Here is a 12,759-nt window from a genome sequence, read left to right as displayed (position 1 = left end):
GGTGTGCAGACCTGTCTCTTCGATCTCTACGGCGTCCTGTTGACCACGCAGACCGATGCCCACCTGCGTGCCATCGAGGATGCGGTGGGCACGGATGAGCGGTTGTGGCCGGTGTACTGGGAGTTGCGGGGGCCGCTCGACGCGGGTGGGCTCACGCCGGAGGAGTACTGGGAGCGGATCCGGGTGGCGCTCGAGCTGCCGCCGTTCGACGTCGATGCGGTGGTTGAGGCCGACGTCGCGAGCTGGTTGGACGAGGACGCCGATGCGGTGGCGTACGTGGGGGAGTTGATCGACGCCGGGCACCGGGTCGGTCTGCTGAGCAACATCCCGGCGTTCCTCGCGGAGCGGGTCCGGGCGCGGCACACGTGGCTGGAGCGTTTCGACGCGGTGACGATGTCCTGCGACATCGGTGTCGCGAAGCCCGATCCGGGTGCCTACCGGGCGGCGTGTGCGGCGCTCGGTGTGGAGCCGGCGGAGGTTCTGTTCTTCGACGACAATCCGGTGAATGTGGCGGCCGCCTGGGAGTTCGGGATGCGGGCGGTGGAGGTCACGGGCAGACTGGTGGAATGGAACCACTGATTCTCCCGTTCAACGGCATCAACCCGCGCATCCACGCCTCGGCGTTCATCGCGCCGAACGCCACGATCATCGGTGACGTGGTCATCGGTCCCGATTCGTCGGTGTTCTACGGCTGTGTGCTGCGGGCGGATGTCAACGCGATCCGCATCGGGGCGCGGACGAACATCCAGGACAACTGTGTCATGCACGTCGACGCGGATGCGCCGTGCACGCTCGGGGATGATGTCACGGCGGGTCACATGGCGCTTCTTCACGGTACGACGGTGGGGGACGGGACGCTGGTGGGGATGAAGGCGGCGCTGCTGTCACGTTCGCGCGTCGGTGCGGGGTCGCTCGTTGCGGCCGGTGCGGTCGTGCTCGAGGGGCAGGAGATCCCGGACCGGTCCCTGGCGGCCGGTGTTCCGGCGAAGGTGCGCCGTGAGCTGTCGGCGGAGCAGTCCGGGTCCTTCATCCCGCACGCGGGGCGGTACGTCGACATCGCCCGCGGGCAGTCGGATCGGCGCCTGCGTCTCGACGAGGTGCGTTACAGCTGATTTCTGGCGGTGAGGTCGGCGTGCACGGCGGCGGGGTCCCGGAGGAGCCGGTCGAGGGCGACGGTGCGGGCTGCGGTGCGGTTGAGTGTGGCGGCGTCCGGGATGATGCGGATGGCCACCCGCTTGTCGACGTTGGGGTTCACCGTCCGTGCGAGGTGACGGTAGCCCCCTGGATCGACGGTGAATCCGGGTCCGGCGAGGACGACGGTTCCGGCGCCGGTGTCCCGGGTGTGGTGGACGACGGTGTCACCGAGTTCCCGGGCTCGGTCGTCGAGAAGTGAGCGGAGCGCCGGGGGTTGGGGTGAGTCCGCGGGGAGGAGTCCGCTGAATCCCCGTCGTCCGGTTCCGGGGGTGAGGCCGGCTGTTGTGAGCTGGTCCGCCAGGGTGTCGGGGCCGAGGTCGGAGTCCACCGGGTGTGTCGTGACGCCGTCGTCGTCGGCGACCGCGAGGGTGAGCCCGCGGTCGAGGTGGATGACCAGGATCGGGTCGGTGGTGGTGTCGGTGGTGAGGAGTTCGGCTGCGGCGAGTGACGCGGTGAGATCGCCGACGGTCACCGGTGTGCCGAACTCCTCGGCGATGCGGTCGCCGAGGTGGCCGTCGTCCGGTTCCGTGACGGTGACGCCGATGTCGGCGACCGGTGGGGCGGGTCTGGACAGGAGACGGTGGATGCCGGCGATGAGGTGTTCGGCGGTGTCACGACCGGGTGGGAAGGTGGTTTCCCGGAGGGTGCGGCCACGGGTGTCGAAGAATCCGAGGGTGCCGCCGTCCGGTCCGACCGTGGCCCCGATGTGGAGCCACGGTGTGGGGGTCATCTCCAGGGGGATGCGGGGGCGTCCGGGCCCGGTCGCCTGGACGAGGTCGGGGCGTTCGTGGATGAGTCCGGCTCCGACGAGTGCGGTGACGGCGCGGGTCACGGTGGGTTGGGAGAGTCCCGTCGCCGCGACGAGGTCTCCCCGGATCGCCAGTTGGCCGCGCATCATGTGGTGCAGGCACCGGGCCGTCGGCACGGTGGGGCGACGGAATGCGGGGGTGCGCGCGGACAGGGCCAGAGTGCTCATGTGGGTTGAGTCTATAAAAGACAGACTGAACTGTCTACTGATATTAGCCGGATGAGGTTTCCGGAGGGTTAACAGTAGACAGAATGGTCTATAACTTTCCGGCCCACCGCGCCGCGCGTCGTGCCGCGGCGAAACCGGACATCCCGTGCACCCCACCCCCCGGCGGCGTCGACGCTGAACCGAGGAACACACCGTTGACACCCGTGTCGTACGGCTGCCGCACCACCGGTCGCGCAACCAACTGACCCGGAGAGTTCGCACCACCGGCCACATCCCCGCCCACGTAGTTCGGGTTGTAGGCCTCCAGCTCCGCCACACTCCGTGCGGACACACCGACGATCCGGTCCCGGACACCCGGCGCATACTCCGCGATCCGTGAGATCACCTGCTCCGTCGCATCTCCCCGGTAGCCGGCCGGCACGTGCGCGTACGTCCACACGGGATGCAGCCATTCCCCGTCGACCCGCACGGAACGTGACGGATCAGCCAGATACTGCTGTCCGACCAGGACGAACGGTTTACCCGCCGCCCGGCCGGAGGAGGTCGCCCGTTCCGCTGCGGCGATCTCCCCGGCGGTTCCGCCCAGGTGCAGCGTGCCCGCGCGCCGGGCATCCGGATTCAGCCACGGAATCCCGCCCCGCACCGCGAGGTCCACCCGGAACGCGGCGGCACCGTGCCGGAACCGTCGGTACGCGCGCCTCCGGCGTACCGGCTGGTTCCCCGCCAACACCGCGGCAGCGTGCCCCGGCGTCGTGGTCAGCACCACGACGTCACCCGCCGACGCGCCCCGGTAACCGAAACCCACCAGATCACTCAGCCGACGAACCGTCACCCCGGTACGGATCGTCCCGTTGAACTCCCGCACGTAGTCCGCCAGAGCGGCGGTCAACCGCCCCGAACCGCCGGCGACCACCGGCCATCCCCACGTCTGTGCCGTGAACCCCATCATCAACCCGACCGCCGAGGTCAAGGGACGGTCCAGCCGGTCGAACGCGTGCGCGGACAACCCCGCGAACAGCGCCGCAGCGGGCGTCTCCCCACCGAGAAAACCGCCCACCACCGTCGCGGGTGGCAGGCCGCGCACACCGAACCTCGGCCCCAGCACGGTGTGCCGTGCCAGCGACCCCGGCACGGGGGTCAACGTCAGGTCCGCGATCCTGTCCGGGTACCTGACCAACGGAGCGAACAGGGCCCGCCACCGTCGGCCCGCCCGACCCAACCCGGCGGCCGTCGCATCGAGGCCCCGGTACAGAACCGCCGCATCCCCGCCCGGCAACGGATGCGCCAGGGGGATCTCCGGGTGCACCAGCTCCACATCCAGTTCGAGCGTCCGGAAGAAGGGCGACGCGGCGAACAACGGGTGCACCGCGGCACAGTCGTCGTGGATCATCCCCGGAACCAGCCGCCCGGAACTCCGGCAGCCGCCACCGATCCCGGCGGCGCCCTCCAGCACCGTCACCCTGAATCCCGCGCGCGCCAGCTCGATCGCGGCCGCCAGACCGTTCGGGCCGGAACCCACCACGAACGCCCGCGCACTCACGGGATCCCCCGGGTACGGACGGCGTCGACGAGTAACGGCAGGCCCAGCGCCGCGGTCGTGGACCAGCTCACGTCCGCGATCCGGGTCAGCTCCGTCGGTGCCGGGGTGATCTCCAGGACCGGGACACCCGCCTCCACCGCCAGCAACGGCAGCGACGCCGCCGGCTGCACCACACCCGACGTCCCCACGATCACCACCAGATCAGCCCCCACCAGCGCCTCCGCCGCGCGCTCCCACTCCGCCGCGGGCAACGCCTCCCCGAACCACACGACCCCCGGCCGCACAGCCCCACCGCACCGCACACAGCCGGGCGGCCGCATGCTCGACACCCGCACCTCGGGGAACTCACGCACCTCGAACGGGGCCGCGCACTCCGCGCACCGGAACTCGAAGAGACTGCCGTGGAGGTGCACCACGTCGTCACTGCCGGCACGCTCGTGCAGGTCATCGATGTTCTGCGTCACCACCGTCACCGAACGCAGTCGCCCCCAATCAGCGACCGCCCGGTGTCCGGCGTTCGGCTCCGCCGCCCGCGCCAGGTGCGCCCGCCACAGGTACCAGGACCACATCGGTTCCGGATCCCGACGCCACGCGTCGATGCTCGCCATCGCCTCCGGATCGACCCGGTCCCACAACCCCGATTCATCGTTGCGGTACGTGTCCAGACCGGACTCCGCGCTCATCCCCGCACCCGTGAACACCACGACACGCACGGCGTCGCGCACCAGCGCCGACGCATCCCCGGTATCACTCACAACCCCCAGCGTACGGCCAGGATCGAAACACGTACAAGGAGCCCCGGGCTCCACTGGCGCTAGTCTGAGACACATGACTGCACACGCCACCGACAACCCCGTGAACCTGCGGCCCATGACCGTCGCCGATCTCCCCCTCCGCGAGTGGGCGACGATCCACAACGTCGGGGCGGACGCGGACACCACCGACAACCACCTGGCCCCCTATCTGCAGTTCATTCCCCAGCGCGGCGACACGGGCATGGTCGCCGAGGTGCGGGACCCGGTGACCGGCGGGAACCGCACCGCGGGTGTCGTCTGGGCCTCCTTCATCCGGTCCCACGGGTACATCTCCCCGGAGATCCCCGAACTCTCCGTCAGCGTCGACGACGACTTCCAGGGGGCCGGTATCGGGACGACCCTCATCCGCGCCGTCGTCGATCACGGCCGCAACGTCGGCTGGCCCGGCATCTCCCTCTACGTCGAGGACGACAACCCCGCCCGCCGTCTCTACGCCCGTCTCGGGTTCGAGTCCCTCGCCTGCGACAGTTGCCCCGGGACGATGGTCATGCACCTCACCCCACCGATCAACCGGGTCGCCGTCTACTGCGGTTCCGCCCCCGGTGCCCGCACCGAGTACGCCCACGCGGCCCGCGACATCGGCCGTGCCCTCGCGGAACGCGACATCGACCTCGTCTACGGCGGCGGCGATGTCGGCCTCATGGGGGTCGTCGCCGACGCCGTCATCGAGGCCGGGGGTCAGACCATCGGCGTCATGCCCCGGTCCCTCGTCGAACTCGAGATCGCCCACGACGGCCTCTCCTCCCTCGAGGTCGTCGAGACCATGGCGGAACGTAAATCCCGCATGGAGGAACTCTCGGACGCCTTCATCGTGCTGCCCGGCGGCGCCGGAACCCTGGAGGAACTGTTCCAGGTGTTCACCCGACAGCAACTCGTCGCCGGGACGGGCCCCATCGTGCTGTTCAACGCCGACGACTACTGGAACCCCCTGTTCGACGCCCTGGAACGCATGTGTGACGAGGGCTTCATCGAGCGCCGCTACCTCGACGCACTCATCGTCACCGATGACACCGGGGAACTCTTCGCGAAACTCGCCGAATGGCGCGCCCCCGGCACCAAGTGGGAGAACCGGGAACTCTGCGGGTGACCATCCCGCCAGATCGCGCCGCTACACTTGGGCGGCATGAGCTCCGACACATTCCGCAACCCGTCCCGCCTCGATCTGGCCTGCGAAACCTTCGTCAACGATCTCGCGGCGCTGTCCCCGCTGTCCGCGACAGAGTGGGGATTCACCGACCACAACGGTGAGATGGAGGACTTCTCCCCAGAGTACCACGACGCCATGGCGGAACGTATCCGCCGCATGCTCCACGAGGTCGACGCACTCGAGGAAGCCGCCGCAGGTGACGGTGACGTCGACTTCGACGACATCGACCGGGTCACCGCCGCCGTCCTGAGGGACCGCCTCGGACTGCGTCTCGAACTCCACGAGGCGGGCGAGGACATCCGGCAGCTCGACAACATCGCGTCCCCCGTCCAGTGGATCCGCGACACCTTCGGAATCATGCCCACCGACACCCCCGAGGCGCAGGCCGACGTCATCTCCCGTCTCGGCCACGTTCCGCGTGCACTCGACGGACACCGTGCCTCCCTCACCCTCGCCGCCGAACGCGGACACGTCGCCGCCCGCCGCCAGGTCGAGCAGGTCATCGCCCAGTGTGAGGACCTCGCCGGCGACGGGTCCACACTCAACGGTCTCGGTGTCGACACCGACCGGGCCGAGCTCGTCCGGGCCCGCGAGGCCTTCGGGGGCATGGCCACCTGGCTGCGCGAGACCCTCCTGCCGCAGGCACCCGCGGAGGACGGCGTCGGACGCGAACGCTACGAACGTTTCTCCCGCGAGTTCGTCGGCGCCACCGTCGATCTCGACGAGGCCTACGAATGGGGACTGACCCGCCTCTCCGAGATCGTCGCCGAGCAGGAGGCCATCGCCGTCGAGTGCTTCGGCGAGGGCACCACCGTCGAGGAGGCGATGGACCGCTTCAACGCCGACGAGCGCTACCGGCTCGACGGCGTCGACGCACTGAAGGAATGGATGCAGGCCACCGCCGACCGGGCCATCGCCGATCTCGACGGAACCGCCTTCACCATCCCCGAACCGGTGCGCACCATCGAGTGCTGCATCGACCCCGCCGGGACGGGCGGCATCTTCTACACCCCGCCCAGCAGCGACTTCACCCGCCCGGGCCGCATGTGGTGGTCCGTGCCCAGGGGCGAGACCGTGTTCCACACCTGGCAGGAACTCACCACCGTGTTCCACGAGGGCGTTCCCGGCCACCACCTCCAGATCGGCCAGACCCTCTGCGAATCCGACAAACTCAACCTCTGGCGGCGTGTCGCGTGCTGGAACTCCGGGCAGGGCGAGGGCTGGGCGCTCTACGCCGAACAGCTCATGGCCGACCTCGGCCACCACACCGACCCCGCGACCCGCATGGGGCTTCTCGACGGTCAGCGCCTGCGTGCCGCCCGCGTCGTCCTCGACATCGGTGTCCACCTCGGGAAGACCACGCCGGACGGCGGGACGTGGGACGCCGACTACGCGGCGTCGTTCCTGCGCGCCAACTCCGCCATGGCCGGCGCCAACCTCGACTTCGAACTCAACCGCTACCTCGGCTGGCCGGGCCAGGCCCCGTCCTACGCCCTCGGCCAGCGCCTCTGGCAGGAACTGCGAGACGAGGCCCTCGACCGTGGCATGACCCTCCCGCGGTTCCACGCGGAGGCCCTCGCCCTCGGCTCGATCCCCATGGGCATCCTGCGCGACTGTGTCCTCGACGGTCTCGACGGGGACGATAACCGATGAGCCGACCCCCACTCGTCGAGGTACCCCGCACCATCGTCGTCACCGGCGCCAGCGACGGCATCGGGGCGGCCGCAGCCCGGAAACTGGCCGACCTCGGACACCGCGTCATCGTCGTCGGCCGGAACCCCGCCAAGACCCGATTCGTCGCCACCGCCATCGGTGCGCCCCACTTCACCGCCGATTTCTCGTCCCTGGACGAGGTCCGTGACCTCGCCGCCTCCCTCGCCGAAATCGCCCCGCGCATCGACGTCCTGGCGAACAACGCGGGCGGAGTATTCGGCCCGGAGCGCACGGTCACCGACGACGGCAACGAACTCACCCTCCAGGTGAACCACCTCGCGCCGTTCCTCCTCACCGAACTCCTCGCCGACAATCTCGCCGCCGGACTCGGGTACGTCGTCGGGACAGCGTCGATCGCCGCGAAACTCTACGGGGACCTCGACGTGAACGACCTCGACAACGCCGACGGGCCCTGGGATCCGATGAAGGCCTACGGTGACTCGAAGATGATGAACATCATCCACGCCCGTGAACTGTCCCGCCGACACGCCGACCGGGGCATCTACGGCGCCTCCTTCCACCCCGGCGTCATCGCCTCGAACTTCGGTGCCGGAGCCGGGCCGCTCCTCGAATTCCTCTACACAAACCCCGTGACCCGCATGGCGCTGGGCAGTACCGACAAGGGGGCCGCCCGCCTCGTCCGGCTGGCCACCGGAACCGTCGGCACCGACTTCGTCCCCGGCGGGTACTACCTCGGAAAGAAGAGGGGGCCGGACTATCCCGGCAGCCGCGATCCGGAGATCGCCCGGCGACTCTGGGAGGAATCCGCCCGCCGCGTCGGGCTGTGAGGGGGTGGGACTGGACACATCCCGGGTAAACGCCCGCCGGATGGATCCACAGGGTCTCCGTCGGGGCCCGTCGTGGCGGTGGCCGGACGGAATCCAGGAGGGGACCACGGACCACAACTGATGGAACATCGCGCCGACTCCGGGCGAACGGCGTTCCCGTGGTCAGGTTCGTGGCACCGGCTTCCGCTCCCATCTCATGCGTCACTGTGCCGTGACCAACTGTGCACCGGGACAGAGTGAACCGGAACGGGTATCTCAACACCGGCGTGGGGCACGGAACCGCCAACCGCCGTCAATGACGGTGCTAGGCTCACTCCCCATGACGAGGGATGAGATGCTCGAACTCTACGACAATCAACTTCGTACCGAAGCTGAAGTCGCGGACGCGCCGGAGGTCACCAGGATAGGCCCTCTGTGGGTGGCCACGTATGTGCATCGCCACGCTTTCATCACCTACCGCTCCATCCCGCCGGAGGTGGATTTACCCGCATTGATTGAGCTCGTCCGAGAGCATTTCACCGCCGACGGGCGCGTGGACAGTGTCGAGTGGAAAACACGGGAGCACGATGACCTGGAGGGGCTCGAGAATCTGCTGACATCAGGTGGATTTCAGAAAAAGGAGCCTGAAACGGTGATGGCGGGACCCGCTGATGCGGTGATTGAGGCCGCGGGCCCACTCCCGGATGGATACAGTCTGGTCCGGGCGGGTTCCCCCACCGATATCCAGGGGGCCGAGTCGTTGGTCCAGCGTGTCTTCGACGCGCCTGTCGAAGAGGCGCAACGCCTCACCGACCAACTGGTGTCGCGCTCTGCCAGTGATCCGGACAGCTTTGAACTGTGGGTGGTGCGTGAACCTGGGGGCGGAACCGTGTGTACCGGGCGAACCGAGTTTGTGGCCGGTACTGAATTTGCCGGCCTGTGGGGTGGTGCCTGCGATGAGGGACATCGGGGTCGGGGTCTGTACCGCGCGCTCACCGCAGCGCGGGCCTCCTCCGCGCAGCGCCGGGGTTACCGATATCTGCAGGCTGACTGCACGGAGGATTCACGTCCGATTCTGGAGAGGGCCGGGTTGATGAAGATCACGACAACCACTCCCTTCGTCTGGGAACGGAACAGGGACTGAAATACCCACTGTCCGGTCGGTGGTTTGGTGATGGGACCCGGCATAAGGACTTCCGTCACCGCCCCGCACCCGGAGAGGGGGAAAATCCCCGGGGAGGGTGAGCCGGTCGTCGAGAAGTGCGTGGACGGGGACGGTGAGCAGCATCGACCCGAGTATCGACGGCGCGGGTATGTGCAGCCGGCTCCCGACGGGTTGTCCCACGGCCAGCAGCCGGAGGTACTGGGTGAGGGTGACGTAGCGGTAGTCGGCGCCCGTGTCCCATCGCACTAGAGAAAACGGGTTATATGTGGCCGGTGGGGACTGATTTTAGCGTGGTGAGGGGAGCGTCTGGCGGGGTGGTGCGGTGGATAAGGCGCTGGGGGATTCATGCGAGCTCACCACCGAGGAACGGTGGCCAGAAATACCGTTCAAAAATACGCCGACCCGACAAGCGACCAACCACCTTAAGGAAAAAGCACCACCGCATATGTAGCGGTGGTGCTTTTGACGGCTAGTGTCTATTTTCTCTGTTAGAACGGCACTGTTGGGGAGTGGCACTACGTTTTATGGCTACATGGCAGTAAAACACCACTTGATGTGAAGCACGCCAAACGGATTGCATGCAGTTTTTGTATGAGCCTGTTTTCTCGGGTCGCGTTAGTTCCGGGAGTGAGTCTTTCCAGAGTTTGTGGGACCTCTCGGACGGGTAGAAGTGTGGGAAGTCCTGGATCGGTAGTTCTTTGTCGATGAAATCTCGCCGCTGTTCGTCCGTGCCCCTCGGAGATCCGGTCACGGTAGGCGCAGCGGTGTTCTACGTCTACTGTCCCATCAAAGGTGCGTACCTCTTCGTTTTTGCCAACTGACTGAATGGGGAAGGATGAAGATTCACCCGGAGGAGCCTTTCAGATCGTCGAGGTTATCGGCGCGAGATAAGGCTTGTGATCTGCAGTGAACACTCGTCCGTGGTCCCGTTTATAACGGCGGCGTAGTGGTTCATGAGTCAATGGTTCCTTGCGGAGATGTGGCTTTCTTTAAATCTACTTGTGGGTCCACATAGAAACACCGTGAGCGCACCTGCCGTTCTGAAACCATCAGAACGGCTCGGGACGGCAGAGTCGTTGGTGGAGACAGAAAGCTGACGTAGGACCGGACGGCACTTACAGTGCGCGTGCTTTCCGGGACACAAGATCCCCGGGGATCTGCCGCGGTATTTTTATTACGTTCATCACCCCGCCAACCCAGGCTGCAACCCCGGCACCAACAACAGCGCACCCGGGTACCCCGCCGGTAAATAGCCCGGCGGTTTGCAGCGCCAGCAACCCGGCGACAGCCACAAGCACACACCACTGCCACCGCACACCTCCCAGAAGCCACCAGCAGCCAAGCGATGCCGCAACCGTCAACGCAACCACGGTGGTCACCAACGCAAGATTCGGTGTGAACATCTGCCCGAGGATGAGGTCGGTCGGTTTGTCGGACGCCGTGAGCACCGGGTCAAAGACACCGGCCCTCAGCCAGGAGGAACTACCGGCGACAAGCACCGCCGCCAGACAGACGACAAAGGCCACCAGGCTTTTGCTCGGCGCATAGCTTTCCGTGTGCGCCGCGCTGCTACGGGAAACGACGCTTGCAGCCGCTGGGAGGATGACGACAAGCAGCCCCATGACAAGACTTGCAACGAGCGTCAGTTCAACCCTGAAATCGCTCTCCATGCCCTCAATCGTGGCATATCCGATGTATGCGCCACCGGCCACGGTCACACCGTAGGCGGCCATCAAGAAGTTCATGAGCTTGAGCTTTCGCATCATGACAGCAAGTCCGGTCAGTCCCCCCAGCACGCAGACAACCGTGATCGGATCCTGGGTGGCAGGATCAATGAAAAACCAGTCGCCGTTGTCGGACATGGGCGCGCCTACAGCGATTCCGCCAGCGATCGACTGATGCACGCCCATCGGAAACAGTGTGCCCGACCAGAACGGAACCCCGTCCGGTGTCGGCGCAACACCGATGAATTCGTTCTCCCGGACAAACAGCGTCCTCATCAGTATCGCCGGAACTGCGACAGTGACAGCGGCAAGGGCGATAACGGTCCACCAGTATGCGGCCAATCCTGTTGCCAGGCCCCGTTCTTTCGCGTGGTGAGATTCCGCTTCGCGGGGGTCGAGTCCGTTGGTCGGATCCCGGCGACTTGCATGAGGAGGTGGACTCAGCCAATCCAGCTCCGCCCTATCCAGCGGCACATGTGTGCCGTCTCCTACCTGTGGGGAAGATCCACGCGGCAACACCAGTTCGCGGCGGTACACCGCTTCACACACAATCGGCACAAAAGCCGCCGTCAGTACAGCCCGTACCGTGTATTCCGGTGCACCGGCCAGCACTGTTTCCGGCCACATCATCCACAAACCGACACATGCCACCGGGCCGACGAGCAACGGATAGCGTGCCGAGTGCCGAGCCCCCACGCCGAGCATCGCGCACAGGCCTGCGCCTATCGCGAACAAGCTGTTGGTACCGCTTGCCGCAAGTCCTGGGCTGCAGGCAAAAGCACATCCCGCAACTGGTGCGAACACAAGCGCCGATTCAGCCACGTTCAGCATTGTCAACCACCAGGAAAGCAGCCACCCAGAGGTAACTCCGAGCAGCACAAGCCACAATATTCCGGCAACCAGGCCATCAAAAGGACCCCCCAGTGACTCTCCTTTTTGCTGCCGGAGCATAAACGGCACAACAAACAGGCCAATCCAGAAACCCGCAACCACAGCAGGGGCGACGAACCGGTTTTTCACGATGGAAAACCCGGTGGCGGCAAGCCAGGTGACTAGACAGAAAACAGCGCAGAAAACAACCTGCGGTATACCGGCGGTGATGTGCACGTCGTCAACCGGGTACCGATACCAAGTGTCGTCGACGTTGATTGCCCGTCGCTTTTCTGGGGTTGATCCCGTAAACAGCAGCATCTGCCACGCACCCAACACCAGTACAACACCCAGTACACGCGCAGAGTGCTTGAAACCCGCGGACGATGAAACACCGTTACATGCCACAGTTGCCATTCCTTTCCTCCACAGTGAATCAACCCTCAATCACGCGGAAAATCATGCAACGGCACAACTGCCACCTACCGAGAGTGAGTTTTTACCGAGAAATTCCCGAAATGCCAATGATCGGGATCGCGATGCCAAAATGCGGGCTCAATTAATCCCGGTCTAATGAGCGACTTCCTGTCCAGATAATAGGCTTTATTGTGAGACAAAACAACTCCGGCGTGATACCGAGTGGCTGATTGGCGCGCAGTAATTTTTGTGTTGGATACGCAGAAGATTGACGGGAGCAATTTTCGATAATATTCTTCATGTTTGAATATAGTTCATCGTCACAATCGGCCCGTTTTTGCAACGGTCATATATCCGTATGAATTACGGTTGGAGGCTGCGTAGCATAGATCATGAATCGCACAAGCGTCTCGGTAATCTAGGGCATTGTA

The 12,759-nt window shown here is 65.8% G+C and carries 10 protein-coding genes; 6 read left to right on the top strand and 4 right to left on the bottom strand.

Annotated elements, in window-relative coordinates:
- The first annotated feature begins 3 nt into the window (after positions 1–3).
- Both JIM94_RS02670 and JIM94_RS02665 read left to right on the top strand, forming a co-directional pair.
- Positions 4–579 carry an HAD family hydrolase gene (locus JIM94_RS02670; RefSeq protein WP_200252648.1) on the top strand — a complete coding sequence of 192 codons (576 nt, stop codon included), beginning with the start codon at positions 4–6 and terminating at the stop codon, positions 577–579.
- Positions 567–1,112, top strand: coding sequence for a gamma carbonic anhydrase family protein (locus JIM94_RS02665; protein WP_200252645.1), 546 nt, complete (start codon positions 567–569; stop codon positions 1,110–1,112). The genes JIM94_RS02670 and JIM94_RS02665 overlap by 13 nt, the downstream gene beginning before the upstream one ends.
- Here JIM94_RS02665 and JIM94_RS02660 read toward each other — a convergent pair.
- The 3 genes from JIM94_RS02660 to JIM94_RS02650 form a co-directional block, all read right to left on the bottom strand.
- Entirely contained in the window at positions 1,103–2,170 is a 1,068-nt protein-coding gene (locus JIM94_RS02660; protein WP_200252642.1) for a MarR family transcriptional regulator, read from the bottom strand. The two genes, JIM94_RS02665 and JIM94_RS02660, sit on opposite strands and share 10 nt — an antisense overlap.
- Positions 2,171–2,258: 88 nt before the next feature.
- Positions 2,259–3,710 (bottom strand): FAD-dependent oxidoreductase, encoded by a 1,452-nt coding sequence (locus tag JIM94_RS02655; protein ID WP_200252639.1) that lies wholly within the window; start codon positions 3,708–3,710, stop codon positions 2,259–2,261.
- A complete protein-coding gene (locus JIM94_RS02650) occupies positions 3,707–4,465 on the bottom strand; it encodes an SIR2 family NAD-dependent protein deacylase (protein WP_336296532.1) in 759 nt (252 codons plus the stop codon). The genes JIM94_RS02655 and JIM94_RS02650 overlap by 4 nt, the downstream gene beginning before the upstream one ends.
- Positions 4,466–4,538: 73 nt before the next feature.
- On the opposite strand from JIM94_RS02650, the gene JIM94_RS02645 reads away from it, so the two are divergent.
- The 4 genes from JIM94_RS02645 (at position 4,539) to JIM94_RS02630 (ending at position 9,296) form a co-directional block, all read left to right on the top strand.
- Complete coding sequence (locus JIM94_RS02645) at positions 4,539–5,612, top strand: TIGR00730 family Rossman fold protein (RefSeq protein ID WP_200252634.1); 1,074 nt, start codon at positions 4,539–4,541, stop codon at positions 5,610–5,612.
- A gap of 36 nt (positions 5,613–5,648) precedes the next feature.
- Positions 5,649–7,325, top strand: coding sequence for a DUF885 domain-containing protein (locus JIM94_RS02640; protein WP_234039194.1), 1,677 nt, complete (start codon positions 5,649–5,651; stop codon positions 7,323–7,325).
- A complete protein-coding gene (locus JIM94_RS02635) occupies positions 7,322–8,173 on the top strand; it encodes an SDR family NAD(P)-dependent oxidoreductase (protein ID WP_200252628.1) in 852 nt (283 codons plus the stop codon). The genes JIM94_RS02640 and JIM94_RS02635 overlap by 4 nt, the downstream gene beginning before the upstream one ends.
- Before the next feature lie 319 nt (positions 8,174–8,492).
- Positions 8,493–9,296 (top strand): GNAT family N-acetyltransferase, encoded by an 804-nt coding sequence (locus tag JIM94_RS02630; RefSeq protein ID WP_200252624.1) that lies wholly within the window; start codon positions 8,493–8,495, stop codon positions 9,294–9,296.
- A 1,136-nt stretch (positions 9,297–10,432) separates the two neighbouring features.
- On the opposite strand, the gene JIM94_RS02625 is transcribed toward JIM94_RS02630, so the two are convergent.
- Entirely contained in the window at positions 10,433–12,319 is a 1,887-nt protein-coding gene (locus tag JIM94_RS02625) for a hypothetical protein (RefSeq protein WP_200252621.1), read from the bottom strand.
- Positions 12,320–12,759 lie beyond the last annotated feature (440 nt).

The organism is Corynebacterium pygosceleis (assembly GCF_016595275.2).
GTDB lineage: Bacteria > Actinomycetota > Actinomycetes > Mycobacteriales > Mycobacteriaceae > Corynebacterium > Corynebacterium pygosceleis.
The sequence above is the reverse complement of the archived record's forward strand: the minus strand, read 5'-3'. Positions and strand labels throughout refer to the sequence as shown.

Coding starts and splice junctions, on each gene's coding strand:
- JIM94_RS02640 (WP_234039194.1), top strand. CDS start 5,649: ATGAGCTCCGACACATTCCGCAACCCGTCCCGCCTCGATCTGGCCTGC.
- JIM94_RS02645 (WP_200252634.1), top strand. CDS start 4,539: ATGACTGCACACGCCACCGACAACCCCGTGAACCTGCGGCCCATGACC.
- JIM94_RS02660 (WP_200252642.1), bottom strand. CDS start 2,170: ATGAGCACTCTGGCCCTGTCCGCGCGCACCCCCGCATTCCGTCGCCCC.
- JIM94_RS02630 (WP_200252624.1), top strand. CDS start 8,493: ATGACGAGGGATGAGATGCTCGAACTCTACGACAATCAACTTCGTACC.
- JIM94_RS02635 (WP_200252628.1), top strand. CDS start 7,322: ATGAGCCGACCCCCACTCGTCGAGGTACCCCGCACCATCGTCGTCACC.
- JIM94_RS02665 (WP_200252645.1), top strand. CDS start 567: ATGGAACCACTGATTCTCCCGTTCAACGGCATCAACCCGCGCATCCAC.